Origin of the sequence: Halomonas zincidurans B6 (assembly GCF_000731955.1) — a bacterium.
Lineage (GTDB): Bacteria > Pseudomonadota > Gammaproteobacteria > Pseudomonadales > Halomonadaceae > Modicisalibacter > Modicisalibacter zincidurans.
Map to the genome: position 1 here is coordinate 2,765,992 of NZ_JNCK01000001.1, position 16,356 is coordinate 2,782,347.

At 66.7% G+C, this 16,356-nt stretch carries 18 protein-coding genes and 1 pseudogene; 15 read left to right on the plus strand and 4 right to left on the minus strand.

Going from position 1 to position 16,356, the window contains the following annotated elements:
- Positions 1-32: 32 nt before the first annotated feature.
- The 3 genes from HALZIN_RS0112900 to HALZIN_RS17950 all read right to left on the minus strand — a co-directional run bounded on the left by HALZIN_RS0112900 (position 33) and on the right by HALZIN_RS17950 (position 993).
- A complete protein-coding gene (locus HALZIN_RS0112900) occupies positions 33-458 on the minus strand; it encodes a helix-turn-helix domain-containing protein (RefSeq protein WP_031384617.1) in 426 nt (141 codons plus the stop codon).
- The gene (locus tag HALZIN_RS0112905) at positions 455-748 is read right to left on the minus strand and encodes a type II toxin-antitoxin system HigB family toxin (protein ID WP_031384618.1); all 294 of its coding nucleotides are present in this window, start codon (positions 746-748) and stop codon (positions 455-457) included. The genes HALZIN_RS0112900 and HALZIN_RS0112905 overlap by 4 nt, the downstream gene beginning before the upstream one ends.
- Positions 749-855: 107 nt before the next feature.
- Positions 856-993, minus strand: a complete 138-nt coding sequence (locus tag HALZIN_RS17950; RefSeq protein WP_150113117.1) for a dihydrodipicolinate synthase family protein — start codon at positions 991-993, stop codon at positions 856-858.
- 230 nt (positions 994-1,223) lie between these two features.
- On the opposite strand from HALZIN_RS17950, the gene HALZIN_RS0112915 reads away from it, so the two are divergent.
- Positions 1,224-2,102, plus strand: coding sequence for an AEC family transporter (locus HALZIN_RS0112915; protein ID WP_031384619.1), 879 nt, complete (start codon positions 1,224-1,226; stop codon positions 2,100-2,102).
- Positions 2,103-2,211: 109 nt separating this feature from the next.
- Here the strand turns inward: HALZIN_RS0112915 and rpmE are convergent, their stop codons facing one another.
- The gene (gene rpmE, locus HALZIN_RS0112920) at positions 2,212-2,427 is read right to left on the minus strand and encodes a 50S ribosomal protein L31 (protein WP_031384620.1); all 216 of its coding nucleotides are present in this window, start codon (positions 2,425-2,427) and stop codon (positions 2,212-2,214) included.
- 182 nt (positions 2,428-2,609) lie between these two features.
- Here rpmE and HALZIN_RS16930 point away from each other — a divergent pair.
- From HALZIN_RS16930 to hemB, 14 genes and pseudogenes are all read left to right on the plus strand, one after another.
- Positions 2,610-4,816: pseudogene (locus HALZIN_RS16930) on the plus strand (primosomal protein N').
- Positions 4,817-5,037: 221 nt separating this feature from the next.
- Positions 5,038-6,723, plus strand: coding sequence for an arginine--tRNA ligase (argS, locus tag HALZIN_RS0112930; RefSeq protein ID WP_031384621.1), 1,686 nt, complete (start codon positions 5,038-5,040; stop codon positions 6,721-6,723).
- Between the two features lie 3 nt (positions 6,724-6,726).
- Positions 6,727-7,383 carry an SPOR domain-containing protein gene (locus HALZIN_RS0112935; protein WP_031384622.1) on the plus strand — a complete coding sequence of 219 codons (657 nt, stop codon included), beginning with the start codon at positions 6,727-6,729 and terminating at the stop codon, positions 7,381-7,383.
- 270 nt (positions 7,384-7,653) lie between these two features.
- Positions 7,654-8,175, plus strand: coding sequence for an ATP-dependent protease subunit HslV (gene hslV, locus HALZIN_RS0112940; protein WP_031384623.1), 522 nt, complete (start codon positions 7,654-7,656; stop codon positions 8,173-8,175).
- Between the two features lies 1 nt (position 8,176).
- A complete protein-coding gene (hslU, locus tag HALZIN_RS0112945; protein ID WP_031384624.1) occupies positions 8,177-9,502 on the plus strand; it encodes an ATP-dependent protease ATPase subunit HslU in 1,326 nt (441 codons plus the stop codon).
- A 156-nt stretch (positions 9,503-9,658) separates the two neighbouring features.
- Complete coding sequence (locus HALZIN_RS0112950) at positions 9,659-10,042, plus strand: gamma-butyrobetaine hydroxylase family protein (protein WP_031384625.1); 384 nt, start codon at positions 9,659-9,661, stop codon at positions 10,040-10,042.
- Positions 10,043-10,207: 165 nt separating this feature from the next.
- The gene (ubiE, locus tag HALZIN_RS0112955; RefSeq protein ID WP_031384626.1) at positions 10,208-10,954 is read left to right on the plus strand and encodes a bifunctional demethylmenaquinone methyltransferase/2-methoxy-6-polyprenyl-1,4-benzoquinol methylase UbiE; all 747 of its coding nucleotides are present in this window, start codon (positions 10,208-10,210) and stop codon (positions 10,952-10,954) included.
- A gap of 7 nt (positions 10,955-10,961) precedes the next feature.
- Positions 10,962-11,606, plus strand: a complete 645-nt coding sequence (locus HALZIN_RS0112960) for a ubiquinone biosynthesis accessory factor UbiJ (protein ID WP_031384627.1) — start codon at positions 10,962-10,964, stop codon at positions 11,604-11,606.
- Entirely contained in the window at positions 11,603-13,225 is a 1,623-nt protein-coding gene (gene ubiB / locus HALZIN_RS0112965; protein WP_031384628.1) for a ubiquinone biosynthesis regulatory protein kinase UbiB, read from the plus strand. The genes HALZIN_RS0112960 and ubiB overlap by 4 nt, the downstream gene beginning before the upstream one ends.
- A gap of 78 nt (positions 13,226-13,303) precedes the next feature.
- On the plus strand, positions 13,304-13,642 hold the full coding sequence (locus HALZIN_RS0112970) for a phosphoribosyl-ATP diphosphatase (RefSeq protein WP_031384629.1): 339 nt from the start codon (positions 13,304-13,306) through the stop codon (positions 13,640-13,642).
- Positions 13,643-13,674: 32 nt separating this feature from the next.
- Positions 13,675-13,938, plus strand: a complete 264-nt coding sequence (tatA, locus tag HALZIN_RS0112975) for a Sec-independent protein translocase subunit TatA (protein WP_031384630.1) — start codon at positions 13,675-13,677, stop codon at positions 13,936-13,938.
- Positions 13,939-13,944: 6 nt separating this feature from the next.
- Positions 13,945-14,337: a Sec-independent protein translocase protein TatB gene (tatB, locus tag HALZIN_RS0112980; protein ID WP_031384631.1), complete on the plus strand. Its 393-nt coding sequence runs from the start codon at positions 13,945-13,947 to the stop codon at positions 14,335-14,337.
- Positions 14,334-15,128, plus strand: a complete 795-nt coding sequence (tatC, locus tag HALZIN_RS0112985; protein WP_031384632.1) for a twin-arginine translocase subunit TatC — start codon at positions 14,334-14,336, stop codon at positions 15,126-15,128. Before tatB ends, tatC begins: the two co-directional genes overlap by 4 nt.
- 194 nt (positions 15,129-15,322) lie before the next feature.
- A complete protein-coding gene (gene hemB, locus HALZIN_RS0112990) occupies positions 15,323-16,330 on the plus strand; it encodes a porphobilinogen synthase (protein WP_031384633.1) in 1,008 nt (335 codons plus the stop codon).
- The last annotated feature ends 26 nt before the right edge of the window (positions 16,331-16,356 follow it).

The window sequence follows — 16,356 nt, forward strand, 5'->3', positions numbered from 1 at the left end:
CTCGGCGCTGTCGCTCGCATTTGCCGCCGAGGCTAGCGAACGCTATCGATCCGCGGCTCCCGGAACGCATCGGTAGGCACACCGAACCGATCGGATAAACCACATATCTGGCGCCAGTTCAGTGTGCGTTTGCCTGAAAGAACAGCCGACACCACCGATTGGGCCCCGACTTCCGGAAGGTCGCCCTGAGAAATATCGTGCTCCTGCATGAGGTAACGCAGCACCTCGGCACTCGAAACGCGAGGCATGGGACGATGCTCTTCGTCATAGGCTTCGATCAGGTCGCCGAGACGAGACGCCAGGCTGGCCAGCACGTGATCCTCGTCGTCACCGACAATCTCGAGAATGTCATCCAAGGCTTCGACCTTGGCGTCGTACTCGTCATCGTTTTCAGGCATCTGGAGCAAGGGCGCGACATGGCTCCAATGCTTCTTCGCTTCATCGAGCAGTGCGTTCATGGGGATTTCCTCCATCTGCCCTTGTCGTAATCGACGTGATCCAGAATTTCGTGGATGTACACCCTCTTGGCGCGATAGTGGACGATGGCGATGAGCCGAATTTTGTTGCCGCCGATGTCGAAGACGTGATAGCGGCCGACCTTATCGGTTGCCGGGAAAATGCCCTTCATCGCGGCGAAATCCTTGGGCTCGCTGGCCTTCATGATGCGATACCACGCCTCGAGCGCCGTGGCGATCCGAGGCCATTTCTCCATGGCTTCCCAGATGCGCTTCTGCGTGATGATGTGCATACAAACCTTTCCCTGTTCTGGTTCTGTGTATAGTAAAGCAGAATGCTGTATTCGTATAGCATTCTGCTATATATCGAATTGCTATGCGCTGCATTGCCTACTTGCTACTACATGCCACCAATGATCAGGCCATGCACACCCCGGTCGATCAGGGTATCGATTACCTTGCCCAGAGTATCGAGCGAGACCGTGTTGTCCGCGGCGAACGGAGTTACCACCGGCGTCCAGATACCATCGAAATTCATATAGCACCTTGTGATTGTTGGCTTAGGGTTGATCAATCGATGGTAAGAGGGAGGCCCTCCCTGGAAAAACGACATTTAATCCCAGGAAACAATGACCAGACGTTATGACCCATGTTTTATGGGAACACTCGAGACAGCGCGCCAAAACACTGTGTTTCCGGTGTCGACGTTGCACCGCAGCGTGACGACTGGCGACAATAGGCCGCTCGTCTCCCAACCAAGGACTGTGCATGCTCGCCGAACTCTTCGCGGTGATGGCCCCGGTATTCTTCGGCGCCAGCCTGGGTTATTTCTGGATACGCCTGGGCTACGACTACCCGGTCGAGTTCGTCACCAAGCTGGTCTTCAACATCGGCACGCCGGCACTGGTGCTGGCTGCGCTGGGCAACGCCGAGATCGACGCCCAGAGCTTCGGCCGGACGATGCTCGGCACGCTGCTGGTGCTCGCCGCGATGGGCCTGGCGAGCGTGCTGATGGCCAGGCTGTTGGGCAAGAACTGGAAGGTCATCGTCTCGCCGATGATGTTTCCCAACACCGGCAACATGGGCCTGCCGGTGACGCTCTACGCCTTCGGCAGCGCCGGCTTCGCCTACGCCATCACCGCGATGGTCGCGGTATCGCTGGTCCAGTTCACCTTCGGCGCGCTGCTCGCCAGCCGCAGCGGCCGCCCGCTGCGTACCCTGGCGCGCACGCCCACCGTCTACGCGATCCTGATCGCCACGGCGCTGCTGCTCACCGACACCACCCTGCCGCGCTGGCTGGCCAATACCGTGGACCTGATCTCGGGTTTCAGCGTGCCGCTGATGCTGATCACCCTCGGCGTGTCGCTGGCCAGCATCCAGGTCAAGAGCATCGCCGCCGGCTTCAAGTTCAGCCTGCTGCGGATTCCCGCCGCCGCGGCGATCGCCTACGGGGTAGCTCAGTTGCTCGGCCTGCCGCCGCTGGCGCAGAGCGTGCTGGTGCTGCAGATGAGCATGCCGGTGGCGGTCTACAACTACCTGTTCGCCCAGCGCGCCCGGCGCGAGCCGGAATTCGTCGCCGGCCTGGTGTTCTGCTCGACGCTGCTGTCGTTTCTCTACCTGCCGGTGCTGCTGGCGGTGCTGAACTGACAGCCGTCTGCCCGCCCGCGATCCACGAGACAGTCACAAAAAACCCCGGGCCATTGATGGCTCGGGGTTCTGGCGCTCCACGGCGGCCATGGGCAGCCGCTAGAGTGGATCAGTTACGCTTGAGCGCGGCTCCGAAACGCTTGTTGAAGCGCTCGACGCGGCCGCCGGTGGTCGCCTGCTTCTGCTTGCCGGTGTAGAACGGGTGGCAGTTGGAGCAGACGTCCAGATGGAAATCGTCGCTGGCCGTGGTACCGATCGAGTGGGTCGCACCACACGAGCAGGTTGCCGTGACCGTCTTGTATTCCGGATGGATACCTTGTTTCATCGTGAAGCCTCATGAAGCGGTGTGCCGCCACCCGATCCTGAATCGCTGTTCGGTCGAGCACCGCACACGGGTTGTGAGTAACCGGTTGACTTCCCTGCCTCGCCAGCAACGGCCGTAGCGCCAGCAGCGTGTCAAGATCAGGAAAGGCCGGATATTATAGCAGAACCAGCAGCGGAGGCCAATTGTCAACCACCCCCCCCGAAAGCCCGGCGCCCGGCGTGCTGGGCGTCGCCGTGCCCACGCCCTTGCGCCGCCTGTTCGATTATCGTCCCTGCCAGCCGGCGCCCTCGCGGGGCTGGCAGCCGGGGCTGCGGGTGCGGGTGCCACTGGGCAAGCGCGAGGTGGTCGGCGTGGTTGTCGAATGTCGCGACACCAGCGACTTCCCGCTCGATCAGTTGAAGCCGGTGGTGGCCTGGCTGGACAGCGAACCGCTGCCCGAGGACTGGCTGTGGCTGTGCCGCTTCACCGCGCGTTACTACCAGCACTCGCTCGGCGACACCCTGCATCAGGCGATGCCGGTATTGCTGCGCCAAGGTCGGCCGCTGGAGGCGCGCATTCGCGAACGCTGGCAGCTCACCGCCAGCGGCCGCGACATCGACCTGGCCCGGCTGGGCCGCGCCCGACGCCAGGTCGAGCTGCTCGAACTGCTGCGCCAGCATCCGCGCGGCGTGGTCAGCTCGGTGATCGGCGCCCAGGGCTTCACCCGCGCCCAACTGCGTGCGCTGGCCGACAAGGGACTGATCGACTGCCACGAGGAACCGCTGACCGCCGCGCCGGCGCCCAGTCACGGCGGCCTGCTCGCCGAGCCCTCGCTGAGCCTGAACCGCGAGCAGGCCACGGCGCTGGCCGAAATGCACGAAGGCCTGGATCGCTATCATCCCTGTTTGCTGCACGGCGTCACCGGCAGCGGCAAGACCGAGGTCTATCTGCAACTGATCGAGGCGGTGGTGGCGCGCAACCGCCAGGCGCTGGTGCTGGTGCCCGAGATCGGCCTCACCCCGCAGACCCTGGCGCGCTTTCGGCGGCGTTTTCGGGTCTCGGTGGTCGCGCTGCACTCGGGGCTCAGCGATGCCGAGCGCCTCGACGCCTGGGAGGCCGCCCGCGCCGGTCGCGCGCCGATCGTCATCGGCACCCGTTCGGCGCTGTTCACGCCGCTGGCGCGCCCCGGAGCGATCATCGTCGACGAGGAGCACGACGGCTCGTTCAAGCAGCAGGACAGCCTGCGCTACCATGCCCGCGACCTGGCGATCGCCCGTGCCCATCGTCACGGCATCCCCATCGTGCTGGGCAGCGCCACGCCGTCGCTGGAAAGCCTGCTCCAGGCGCGCGCCGGCAACTATCGCCACCTGCGGCTGACTCGCCGACCCAGTCATCACGCGCCGGCGCGGCTCGAACTGACCGACCTGCGCGGCCGCCCGCGCCAGGGCGGGATGATTCCACCGACCATCGACGCCATCCGCCAGGCGCTGGCCGCCGGCAACCAGGTGCTGGTATTCATCAATCGGCGTGGCTTCGCCCCCACCCTGGCCTGCCATGCCTGCGGCTGGCTGGCCGAGTGCGACCACTGCGACGCGCGGCTGACCCTGCACCGCCAGCCGCCGCAGCTCACCTGTCACCATTGCGAACGCCAGCGCGGCCTGCCCGACGCCTGCCCCGAGTGCGGCAGCGCCGACCTGCGCCCGCTGGGCACCGGCACCGAGCGCAGCGAGGAAACCCTCGCCGCGCTGTTTCCCGAAGTGCCGGTGCATCGCATCGACCGCGACAGCACCCGGCGCAAGGACGCCCTCGAAAACACCCTCGCCGAGATCCGTCGCGGCGAACCGTGCCTGCTGGTGGGCACGCAGATGATCGCCAAGGGCCATCATCTGCCGCATGTCGCCCTGGTAGTGGTGGTGAATGCCGATGCGGGGCTCTACGCCAGCGACTTTCGCGCGCTCGAGCACAGCGCGCAGCTGCTGGTTCAGGTCGCCGGACGGGCCGGGCGTGCCGAACGTCCCGGCCGGGTGCTGGTGCAGACCCTGCACCCCGACGACCCGCATCTGCGCCTGCTCGCCGAGAGCGGCTACGACGCGCTCGCCGAGACGCTGCTCGAAGAGCGCCGGCTGGCCGCCCTGCCGCCCTACCGCTTCATGGCCCTGCTGCGCCTGGAAAGCCCGCGCGAGGCCGATGCCACGGCGCTGGCCGGCGAGGCCGCCGGCCAGCTGCGCCAATGGCTCCGCCACCGATGGAGCGCCGCCAGAATCGCTATCACGTGCAGTTGATGCTGTCGGCAGCCAAGCGCGGCCCGCTGCACGAAGCCTGCGCCTGGCTCACCGCCTGGCTGGAACGCGCGCCGGGCGCGCGCCGGGCGCGCTGGGCGCTCGATGTCGACCCGCAGACGTTGAGCTAACGCCACGAGCCACGAGCCACGAGCCACGAGCCACCGAAGCCCGAAGCCCGAAGCCCGAAGCCCGAAGCCCGAAGCTGACGTTGTGGGTTTAAAGCCCGGCCGCAATTGCCGATAATGGCCGCCCAAATGCTCGCACGCGAGCGACGCTTACACGCCTTCAGCGGCGCGCGACCCGCCTTCATCGCTCGCGCTCCCAGGCCACAGGACTGCACGCAAGCCACATGAAAGACACCATCATTGCACTGCTCGACGAGGCCCTGGCCACGCTCAAGCAGCAGGGCATCGTGCCCGCCGACGCCTCGCCGGCCTACAAGGTCGATCCCGCCAAGGACAAGGCCCACGGCGACTACGCCAGCAACCTGGCGATGACCCTGGCCAAGCCGGCCGGCAAGCTGCCGCGCGACGTCGCCCAGGCGCTGATCGAGGCGCTGCCCGCAAGCGATGCCGTACGCAAGGTCGAGATCGCCGGGCCCGGCTTCCTCAATTTCTTCGCCGCCACCGACGCCGTGGCCCAGGTGGTCGCGGCGGTCCTCGACAGCGGTGACAGCTTCGGGCGCAGCATGCTCGGCGCCGGTCGCAAGGTGCAGGTGGAGTTCGTCTCGGCTAACCCCACCGGCCCGCTGCACGTCGGCCACGGGCGCGGCGCGGCGGTCGGCGACTGCCTGTGCCGGCTGCTCGAGGCCAGCGGTTTTGAGGTCACCCGCGAGTTCTACTACAACGACGCCGGCGCGCAGATCAACAACCTGGCGCTGTCGGTGCAGGCCCGCGCCAAGGGTCTTACCCCCGACGACGCCGGCTGGCCCGCCGACGGCTACCGCGGCGGCTACATCGGCGACGTGGCGCACAGCTACCTGGCCGGCGAGACCGTCGACGCCGACGATCGTCACGTCACCGCCAAGGCCGACCCCGAGGATCTCGACGCGATTCGCGACTTCGCGGTGGCCTACCTGCGTCGCGAGCAGGATCTCGACCTCAAGGCCTTCGGCGTGGCCTTCGACGTCTACTTCCTCGAGTCCTCGCTGTATGCCGACGGCAAGGTCGAGGCCACCGCCGCCAAGCTGGTCGACGGCGGCCACACCTACGAGGCCGACGGCGCGCTGTGGCTGCGCACCACCGACTTCGGCGACGACAAGGACCGGGTGATGCGCAAGCAGGATGGCGGCTACACCTACTTCCTGCCCGACGTCGCCTACCATCTCGACAAGTGGCAGCGCGGTTTCGAGACGGTGATCAACGAACAGGGCGCCGATCACCACTCGACGGTGACCCGCGTGCGCGCCGGCCTGCAGGCGCTGGAAACCGGCATTCCCGAGGGCTGGCCGGATTACGTGCTGCACCAGATGGTGCTGGTCACCCGCTCCGGCGTGGAAGTCAAGCTCTCCAAGCGCGCCGGCAGCTACGTCACCCTGCGCGATCTGATCGACGAGGTCGGCCGCGACGCCACGCGTTACTTCCTCGCCGCGCGGCGCGCCGACTCGCAACTGACCTTCGACATCGACCTGGCACGCTCGCAGTCCAACGACAACCCGGTGTACTACGTGCAGTACGCCCACGCCCGGGTGTGCAGCGTGATGCGAAAGGCCGAAGCCGATGCGCGGCCGTTCGATCACGACCTGGCGCTGGCCAACCTGGCGCTGCTCGAAACCGACCAGGAGAAGGCGCTGATGAATCGCTTGGCCCGCTATCCCGAGGTCGTCGCGCACGCCGCCGCCAGCCGCGAACCGCAGCAGATCGCCCAGTATCTGCAGGATCTCGCCGCCGACTTCCATACCTGCTACAACGCCGTCAAGGTGATGGTCGACGACGCGGCGCTGCGCAACGCCCGCCTCGCGCTGGGCCTGGCCACGCGCCAGGTGCTGCGCAACGGGCTCGACCTGCTGGGCGTCAGCGCGCCCGAGGAGATGTAAGCCATGGCCCGCACCGCCGCACAAAGCTCGAGCCGCAAGCGCGCCCCGGCGAAGGGCGCCACCGCACGTCGCTCCCAGCGCAAGCAGCCCAGCGAGGGGCTGCGCGTGCCGGGCTGGCTATGGGCGCTGGCGGGCCTGGTCGCCGGCTTCGCGCTGGCCCAGTACTTCCAGCAGTCGGCGCCGCCGATGGCGACGTTGATGCCCAAGCCGGCCAGTCAGGCGCAGGCACCGTCGTCGGCCACGTCTTCGTCGTCGGGCAAGGCGCAAGCCCCGGCCCAGGACGAGGCGCGCATGCCGACCTTCGAGTTCTACACCCTGCTGCCCGAGTCCGAGGTGGTCGCACCCAAGGTCGAGGCCTATCAGTCCACGCCACGCCCCAACGACGCGGCCGACGCCGGCCAGGCCGCGCAAGCCGCTGGAGGCGGCAGCTTCATGCTGCAGGCCGCTTCGTTCAAGAACGCCGCCGACGCCAAGCGCCTTGCCGGACGCCTCAAGAACCTCGGCCTGCTGGCCAAGATCACCACGGTCCAGGCCAACGGCAACCAGACCTGGCATCGCGTCCAGGTCGGTCCCTACGAAGACACCCGCGAACTCAGCCGCGCTCAGGATCTGATGGTCACCCAGGGCATCGAACCGCTGATGATCAAGCTGCAGAACTGAAGCCGGCCGCCACCGTGGCCGAACCCGGCCGGCGGCGGATGGGGTCTTCTTTTCCGACGATCCGGCGCGCCATCGGCTCTTCCAGCGCGGGGCGATTGCCCCTTTCGCTTGATTTCCGGGCACCTCGCCCGCATCTCACGATGCATAGCCTTGTTCGAGCACTTTGATTGAACACATAGCCTTGCCGCGGCACTGCCCCGTCACGCAATGCCCCATTCGTCACCGGGCGTCACACGTCAACTCGGCGCCCCGCAACGGAGTTTCCGCCACATGACCACGATCGTTTCCGTGCGTCGCGATGGCCAGGTGGCCCTGGCCGGCGATGGCCAGGTCTCGCTGGGCGACACGGTCCTCAAGGGCAACGCCAGCAAGGTGCGCCGATTGTATCGCGGCCAGGTGCTGGCTGGTTTCGCCGGCGGCACCGCCGACGCCTTCACGCTGTTCGAGCGCTTCGAGTCGCAGCTCGAGAAATACCAGGGCCACCTCACCAAGGCCGCCGTCGAGCTGGCCAAGGACTGGCGCACCGACCGTGCCCTGCGTCGCCTCGAGGCGATGCTGGTGGTCGCCGACAAGACCGCCTCGCTGATCATCACCGGCAACGGCGACGTGGTCGAACCCGAGCGCGGCATCATCGCCATCGGCTCAGGCGGTAACTTCGCGCTGTCGGCGGCCCGCGCGCTGCTCGAGAACACTCAGCTGTCGGCCCGCGAGATCACCGAGAAGTCGCTCGACATCGCCGCCGACATCTGCGTCTACACCAACCACAATACCGTGATCGAGGAGCTCGCCTGACATGTCCCAGATGACCCCCCGCGAGATCGTCCACGCCCTCGACCAGTTCATCATCGGCCAGCACGACGCCAAGCGCGCGGTGGCGATCGCGCTGCGCAACCGCTGGCGGCGCATGCAGCTCGACGACGAGCTGCGCCCCGAGGTGACGCCCAAGAACATCCTGATGATCGGCCCCACCGGGGTCGGCAAGACCGAGATCGCCCGGCGCCTGGCCAAGCTGGCGCGCGCGCCGTTCATCAAGATCGAGGCGACCAAGTTCACCGAGGTCGGCTACGTCGGCCGCGACGTCGAGTCGATCATCCGCGACCTGGTCGAGATGGCGATCAAGATGGTTCGCGAGCAGGCCAAGCAAGAGGTCGCCCACAAGGCCGCCGACGCCGCCGAGGATCGTATCCTCGACGCGCTGCTGCCGCGCCCGCGGGGCAGCGAGTACGACCACGCCCGCGACGAGTCGTCGACCCGCCAGACGTTTCGCAAGAAGCTCCGCGAAGGCCAGCTCGACGACAAGCAGATCGATATCGAGATCACCCCCCAGGGCGGCGGCTTCGATATCAGCACCCCGCCGGGCATGGAGGAGATGACCAACCAGCTGCAGAACCTGTTCTCGAGCATGAGCAAGCAGAAGCCCGAGTCCAAGCGGGTCACCGTCAAGGAGGCCTGGCCGCTGCTGCGCGACGAGGAAGCCGCCAAGCTGGTCAACGACGAGGAGATCAAGCGCCGCGCCGTCGAGGCCGTCGAGCAGCACGGCATCGTGTTCCTCGACGAGATCGACAAGGTCGCCAGGGGCGGCGGCAACCAGAGCGGCGCCGACGTCTCCCGCGAGGGCGTGCAGCGCGACCTGCTGCCGCTGATCGAGGGCTCGACGGTGTCGACCAAGCACGGCATGATCAAGACCGATCACATCCTGTTCATCGCTTCGGGCGCGTTCCACCTGTCCAAGCCGTCGGACCTGATTCCCGAGCTGCAGGGTCGGCTGCCGATCCGCGTCGAGCTCTCGGCGCTGAGCCCCAACGATTTCAAGCGCATCCTCACCGAGCCCTCGGCGTCGCTGACCCGCCAGTACCAGGCGCTGATGGCCACCGAGGGGCTTGAGATCCAATTCACCGAGGACGGCATCGCGCGGATCGCCGAGATCGCCTGGCAGGTCAACGAGGGCACCGAGAACATCGGCGCGCGGCGCCTGCATACGGTAATGGAGCGCCTGCTCGAGGAAGCCTCGTTCAAGGGCGGCGATTTGCAAGGCCCGCTGACCATCGACGCCGCCTACGTCGATTCCCAGCTTGGCGATCTGGCCAAGGACGAGGATCTGTCGCGGTATATCCTCTGACGAGAAGCTGTAAGCTTTAAGCTGCAAGAGCGCCGCTTCGCGGCTGGAAGAGAAGAGCAACCCAGAATGGTGTTCTTCTCTTTCATTTGCATCTCTACCTGGCCCAGCCCAAAACTTACAGCTTATAGCTTATAGCTTATAGCTAGGAGTTTTCTTATGACCGCCCCGATCCCCACCCGCGTGCATTATCATCAGCAGGCCCGCGAACTCGAGCTCGGCTACGCCGACGGCCAAAGCTACCGGCTCTCGGCCGAGTACCTGCGCGTGTACTCGCCCTCCGCCGAGGTCCGCGGCCACGGCCCGGACACCGCCAAGTTGCAGACCGGCCAGAAATTCGTCGGCCTGAAGAACATCACCCAGACCGGGCGCTACGCGCTCAAGCTGCATTTCGACGACGGCCACGACACGGGGCTGTACAGCTGGGACTATCTCTACGACCTGGCGGTCAACCAGGACGCCTACTGGGCGGACTATCTCAAGCAACTCGCGGACGCCGGCGCCTCGCGCGAGCCGCTGGGCATTCCGCTCAAGCCGGTATAGCCTCGGCGCCGTACCCAGAGCCACGCACAGACAAGCCGGCCGGGCGGCGCTACAATGGCGGCCACATCGCCCCGCCTCGATCCGTCACGGCCATTTTCGCGCCGTGCCCGACCGGGTATCGTCGGGGCCTGCGAGTAGCTCGCCGGCATATATGAAGGGATGCTCATGAACAAGCGCACGACTCACTTCGGCTACCAGGAAGTTCCGGTCGACGAGAAGGCCGCCCGGGTGGCCGATGTCTTCCATTCGGTGGCCAGCCGCTACGACCTGATGAACGATCTGATGTCGATGGGCATCCATCGACTCTGGAAGCGCCTGACGCTGGAACGCTCGGGGGTGCGCCGCGGTCACCATGTACTGGATATCGCCGGCGGCACTGGCGACCTGACGCTCAAGTTCGCCCAGCGCGTCGGCCCCGCCGGGCGCGTGGTGCTCGCCGACATCAACGCCTCGATGCTGCGCGTCGGCCGCGACAAGCTGCTCGACCAGGGCGTCGGCGGCAACGTCGAATACGTCCAGGCCAACGCCGAGTGCCTGCCGTTTCCCGACAACAGCTTCGACTGCATCACCATCGCCTTCGGCCTGCGCAACGTCACCGACAAGGATGCCGCGCTGGCCTCGATGGCCCGCGTGCTCAAGCCCGGCGGCCGGCTGCTGGTACTGGAATTCTCCAAGCCGGTGCACGGCGCGCTGTCGCGGGTCTACGACGAATACTCCTTCCGCCTGCTGCCCAAGATCGGCGAGTGGGTCGCCCACGACGCCGACAGCTACCGCTACCTGGCCGAGTCGATCCGCATGCACCCCGACCAGGAAACCCTCAAGGCGATGATGGAGCGGGCCGGCCTCGAGCGGGTCGAGTACAGCAACCTGACCGGCGGCATCGTCGCCCTCCACCGCGGCATCAAGCTGTGAGGATTCGATGGCGTTGACTCCCCCCCTGTTGCTGGCCGCCGCCGAACGAACCCTGAATGCCCTGCTTGCCCGCGACCCCGCCGCGCCCAGCCGGCTGCGTCAGCTGGCCGGCAAGCGCCTGCTGCTGCGCCTCGAACGCCCACGACTGGCGGTGCTGGTCGGCTTCCACGAGCGGGGCCTGGACCTGGCGCAGGCCCCCGACGCCGAAGAAAGCGACGCCGACGCGCTACTCGAGATCGACAACGAGGCGTTGAGCGCGCTGCTCGCCGGCGAGTCGCTGGAGCGGCTGATGTTCTCGGGCCGCTTGTCGCTGCGTGGCCAGACCCACCTGCTCGAGGCTACCCGCACGCTGCTGATGGATATCGACCTCGACTGGGAGGCCAGCCTCGCCGAGTGGCTGGGCGACGTGCCGGCCAACGCGCTGGCCGAGGGCCTGCGGCGCTTCGCCGAATTCGGCCTGCGCAGCCAGCGTGAACTGCGCGCCGACCTTGCCGACTACGTCTTCGAGGAGGCGCGGCTGCTCCCCGGTCAGGCCCAGCGCGAGGTACTGCGCGATCACCTGACCGAGCTCGAGATCGCCACCGACCGTCTGGAAGCGCGCTTCGCCCGCCTCGAGCGCAAGCTCGCCGCACGCCGGGAGCGCGCCACGTGAACCTGCGACTGCTGCGCATTCTATGGATCGTCGCCCGCTATCGTCTCGACACGCTGGTGCCGCTGGATCGACTGCCGGCACTCTTGCGCCTGGCCTTCCGGCTGTCGCCGCTGCGCCTGTTGCCGGTCGGCCGCCACTCGCGCGGGCTGCGTCTGCGCCTGGCCCTGGAGGCGCTGGGGCCGATCTTCGTCAAGTTCGGCCAGATGCTCTCGACCCGGCGCGACCTGCTGCCGCCGGACATCGCCGACGACCTTCGCAGCTTGCAGGACCAGGTGCCGCCGTTCCCCGGCGACCAGGCGCAGGCGTTGATCGAGGAGGCGCTCGAGTGCTCCATCGACGCCGCCTTCGCGCGCTTCGACACGACACCCATGGCCTCGGCCTCGGTGGCCCAGGTCCACGCCGCCCGGCTGCACAGCGGCGAGGAGGTGGTGGTCAAGGTCATCCGTCCGGGAATCGACCGCGTGATGCGTCAGGACATCGCCCTGATGTACATCCTGGCGCGGCTGATACGGCTGGTCCCCGAGGCGCGCCGGCTGCGCCCGGTGGAAGTGATCGCCGACTACGAGGCGACGCTGTTCGACGAGCTCGACCTGCACAAGGAGGCCGCCAACACCTCGCAGCTCAAGCGCAACTTCAAGAATTCGCCACTGCTCTACGTGCCGTCCATCCATTGGCCGCTGACCCGCCGCCAAGTGCTGGTCCAGGAGCGCATCTACGGCATTCCGGTGGCCGACATGGTCAGCCTCGAGGCCCAGGGCACCGACCTGCGCAAGCTCGCCGAGCGCGGCGTGGAAATCTTCTTCACCCAGGTGTTTCGCGACAACTTCTTTCACGCCGACATGCACCCGGGCAACATCTTCGTCACCCGCGACAAGCCCGACGACCCGCAGTACATCGCCATCGACTGCGGCATCGTCGGCAGCCTGACCCGCGAGGACCAGGACTACCTGGCGCGCAACCTGCTGGCCTTCTTCCACCAGGATTATTACCAAGTGGCGGCGCTGCACATCGAGTCCGGCTGGGTCGGCGAAGGCACCCGCGCCAACGAGTTCGCCGCGGCGATCCGCGCGGTATGCGAGCCGATCCTCGAGAAGCCGCTCAAGGACATCTCCTTCGGCCAGGTGCTGCTGGGGCTGTTCCAGACCGCGCGACGCTTCAACATGGAGGTTCAGCCGCAGCTGGTGCTGTTGCAGAAGACACTGCTCAACATCGAGGGCCTGGGCCGCCAGCTGTATCCCGACCTGGACCTGTGGAAGACCGCCAAGCCCTATCTCGAGCGCTGGATGCAGGAGCGCGCCGGACCGCGCGGCTTCTGGGCCTCGTTCAAGAAACAGGCGCCGGAGCTCAGCCATCAGTTGCCCGAGTTGCCGGTACTCGCCCATCAGGCCTTGTTGCAGGTCGAATCCGAGCGCCGCCAGCGCCATCAGCAGGTCGAGACGCTGCAGCACATCGACCGCCACCTGGCGCGCGCCGGGCGCAGCACCCGGCGGCTGCGCCTGGGGGCGCTGGCACTGGCGCTGGCGCTGGCCTGGCAGCCGCTCTGGCAGTGGGCCGAGCAACAACCGTGGCCGGTGCTCGCCGGCGCCGCGCTGGGCGTGATGCTGCTCGCCTGGCGCTGAAGCGCTCCCGGCAAGCGGCGCTCTTACAAGCCTCCAGGCGCCTTGCGTTTACGATTCCCCCACTCAGGACTGTCATCGATGAGCGATACTCTCAAACAGCTCGCCGACGTGCTCGATCAACGCCGCCACGCCGATCCCGATTCCTCGTACGTGGCCTCGCTGCACCACAAGGGCCTCAACAAGATTCTCGAGAAAGTCGGCGAGGAAGCCACCGAGGCGATCATCGCCGCCAAGGATGCGACCAATGGCGGCGCCGACGAACGTCAGGCACTGGTCGCCGAAACCGCCGACCTGTGGTTTCATAGCCTGGTGATGCTGTCGCATCTGGGCATCGATTCGCAGGCGGTGCTCGACGAGCTGGCGGGGCGCTTCGGCATCTCCGGGCTCGACGAGAAAGCCGCCCGCGACACGCAATGAGCGAGGGTCCGCCGACCCCAGAGGAGAAAGTCATGTTAGGTGGCATCAGTATCTGGCAGTTGCTGATCGTTCTCGGCATCATCATTCTGATCTTCGGCACCAAGAAACTGCGCAATGTCGGCACCGACATCGGCGGCGCCGTCAAGGGTTTCAAGAGCGCCATGAACGAAGAGGACAAGGACAAGAAGGACGACGCCAGCCAGCGTCAGGTCCGCCACGACGACGAAGGCCAGACCTTCGACGCCAGGGCCGAGCAGCGCGACACGGCCGAGCAAGAACGCAAAGAGCCGAAGTAAGCCGCCATGTTCGATGTGGGTTTTCTCGAGCTGATGCTGATCGGCGTGGTCGGCCTGCTGGTGCTGGGCCCCGAGCGCCTGCCCAAGGCGGCGCGCACCGCCGGGCTGTGGATCGGCAAGGCCAAGCGCACCGTGGCCAACATGCAACGCGAGATCAACGCCCAGCTCGAGGCCGAGGAGCTGCGCCAGAAACTCAGCGAGCAGGAAAAGAAGTTCAACGCCGGCCTGGGCAAGGCGCGTCGCGAGCTCGAAGGCAGCGGCGAGCCGCGACGCCATGACGAGGATCGCGCCGAGCCCGACGAGGCAAGCCAGCAGGCCGCCCACGAACCCGTCGAGCCGGCCACGACGCCGGTCGATCCGACACCGACCGCCGCCGACAAGGACGCCACGCCGCGATGAGCGACTCCCCTCACTCGTCTGATGACCAGGGCTCGGATCCCTCCCAGGCCCAGGCGCCGCTGATCGAGCACCTGATCGAGCTGCGCTCGCGGCTGATGCGCGCGGTGATCGCCATCCTGGTGATCTTCGCCGCGCTCTACGCGTTTTCCAACGACATCTACACCTTCGTCGCCGATCCGCTGATGGCGCTGCTGCCGGAAGGCTCGCAGATGATCGCCACCGAGGTCGCCTCGCCGTTCCTGGCGCCTTTCAAGCTGACCCTGGTGGTGGCGGTGTTCATCGCCGTGCCGTTCGTGCTGCACCAGGCCTGGGCGTTCATCGCCCCCGGCCTCTACGCGCACGAGAAGCACCTGGCGGTGCCCCTGATAGCCTCGAGCGTACTGCTGTTCTACGGCGGCGCGGCGTTCGCCTACTATGTGGTCTTTCCGCTGCTGTTCAACTTCTTCGTGCACACCGGGCCGCAGGACGTCGCGGTGATGACCGACATCAACCAGTATCTGAATTTCGTGCTCAAGCTGTTCTTCGCCTTCGGCGTGGCCTTCGAGATTCCCATTGCCACCTTCCTGCTGATCTGGACCGGGGCGACCAGCGTCGGGAGCCTGGTCAGGAAACGCCCCTACGTGATCCTCGGCTGCTTCGTGGTGGGCATGCTGATGACCCCGCCCGATGTCGTCTCGCAGACCTTGCTGGCGGTGCCGATGTGGCTGCTCTACGAGGTCGGCATCGTCGCCGGAAGCCTGTTGCAGCGTCGCCGTGGCGCCGATGCGGAAGAGCCCGACGGCGCCGACTAGCCCGGAAGGCGGCCGGCAACGCCACCCGAACGCCGCTCTCCTGCTGAATGCCGACGTCTTGCCGTGGTTATCCGTGCGCTTGCCGACATTGATATACTCGAAGCTATCAGCGTCATTGTCATCGCCTTGTCACATGCGCGGGGCATGGTGGACGACAATGACGGTCGCGTCCCTTCACGACCGGAGAAACCAGCTTGAGCCTGCTAACCCAACGCCAGTATCCGAATACGCGCATGCGGCGCATGCGCAAGGACGACTTCTCGCGGCGCCTGATGCGCGAATCGACGCTGACCCCGGACGACCTGATCCTGCCGGTGTTCGTGCTCGAGGGCGAGAATCGCCGCGAGGCGGTGGCGTCGATGCCCGGCGTCGAGCGCCTGTCGCTGGACCTGTTGATCGAAGAGGCACGCGAAGTCGCCGCGCTGGGCATTCCCGCGCTGGCGCTGTTCCCGGTGATCGATCCGGCCCAGAAGAGCGAGCTCGCCGAGGAAGCCTACAACGCCAGCGGTCTGGTCCAGCGCAGCGTGCGCGCGCTCAAGCAGGCCTGCCCTGAGCTCGGCCTGATCACCGACGTCGCGCTCGATCCCTACACCAGCCACGGCCAGGACGGCATCCTCGACGAGCACGGTTACGTGCAGAACGATCGCAGCGTCGCGACGCTGCTCAAGCAGGCGCTGTCGCACGCCGAGGCCGGCGCCGACATCGTCGCGCCCTCGGACATGATGGATGGGCGAATCGGCGCGATTCGCGCGGTGCTCGAGCAGGAGAACCTGCACAACGCACGGATCATGGCCTACTCCGCCAAGTACGCCTCGCGCTACTACGGCCCGTTCCGCGACGCGGTGGGCTCGGCGGGCAACCTTGGGCGCGCCGACAAGACCACCTACCAGATGGATCCGGCCAACGCCGACGAGGCGCTGCACGAGACCGCACTGGATCTCGCCGAGGGCGCCGACATGGTGATGGTCAAGCCGGGCATGCCGTATCTCGATGTGCTGAGTCGCATCAAGCGCGAGTTGCAGGTGCCGACCTTCGCCTACCAGGTCAGCGGCGAGTACGCGATGCACATGGCCGCCTTCGAGAACGGCTGGCTGGAAGCCGATACGGTGATTCTCGAGTCGCTGATGTGCTTCAAGCGCGCCGGTGCCGACGGCATCCTGAGCTACTTTGCCAAGCGCGCGGCGCAATTGCTCAACCGATAGCGGCGGGCTGCGCCCTTGCCGCGCTG

Bases quoted from the DNA above. Each gene is read 5' to 3' on its own strand.
- HALZIN_RS0112935 (WP_031384622.1), top strand. From the start codon at position 6,727: ATGGCCCGCACCGCCGCACAAAGCTCGAGCCGCAAGCGCGCCCCGGCG.
- rpmE (WP_031384620.1), bottom strand. From the start codon at position 2,427: ATGAAACAAGGTATCCATCCGGAATACAAGACGGTCACGGCAACCTGC.
- HALZIN_RS0112900 (WP_031384617.1), bottom strand. From the start codon at position 458: ATGAACGCACTGCTCGATGAAGCGAAGAAGCATTGGAGCCATGTCGCG.
- tatB (WP_031384631.1), top strand. From the start codon at position 13,945: ATGTTCGATGTGGGTTTTCTCGAGCTGATGCTGATCGGCGTGGTCGGC.
- HALZIN_RS0112960 (WP_031384627.1), top strand. From the start codon at position 10,962: ATGGCGTTGACTCCCCCCCTGTTGCTGGCCGCCGCCGAACGAACCCTG.
- HALZIN_RS0112905 (WP_031384618.1), bottom strand. From the start codon at position 748: ATGCACATCATCACGCAGAAGCGCATCTGGGAAGCCATGGAGAAATGG.
- ubiE (WP_031384626.1), top strand. From the start codon at position 10,208: ATGAACAAGCGCACGACTCACTTCGGCTACCAGGAAGTTCCGGTCGAC.
- hslU (WP_031384624.1), top strand. From the start codon at position 8,177: ATGTCCCAGATGACCCCCCGCGAGATCGTCCACGCCCTCGACCAGTTC.
- argS (WP_031384621.1), top strand. From the start codon at position 5,038: ATGAAAGACACCATCATTGCACTGCTCGACGAGGCCCTGGCCACGCTC.
- HALZIN_RS0112915 (WP_031384619.1), top strand. From the start codon at position 1,224: ATGCTCGCCGAACTCTTCGCGGTGATGGCCCCGGTATTCTTCGGCGCC.
- tatA (WP_031384630.1), top strand. From the start codon at position 13,675: ATGTTAGGTGGCATCAGTATCTGGCAGTTGCTGATCGTTCTCGGCATC.
- HALZIN_RS0112950 (WP_031384625.1), top strand. From the start codon at position 9,659: ATGACCGCCCCGATCCCCACCCGCGTGCATTATCATCAGCAGGCCCGC.
- tatC (WP_031384632.1), top strand. From the start codon at position 14,334: ATGAGCGACTCCCCTCACTCGTCTGATGACCAGGGCTCGGATCCCTCC.
- hslV (WP_031384623.1), top strand. From the start codon at position 7,654: ATGACCACGATCGTTTCCGTGCGTCGCGATGGCCAGGTGGCCCTGGCC.
- HALZIN_RS0112970 (WP_031384629.1), top strand. From the start codon at position 13,304: ATGAGCGATACTCTCAAACAGCTCGCCGACGTGCTCGATCAACGCCGC.
- HALZIN_RS17950 (WP_150113117.1), bottom strand. From the start codon at position 993: ATGAATTTCGATGGTATCTGGACGCCGGTGGTAACTCCGTTCGCCGCG.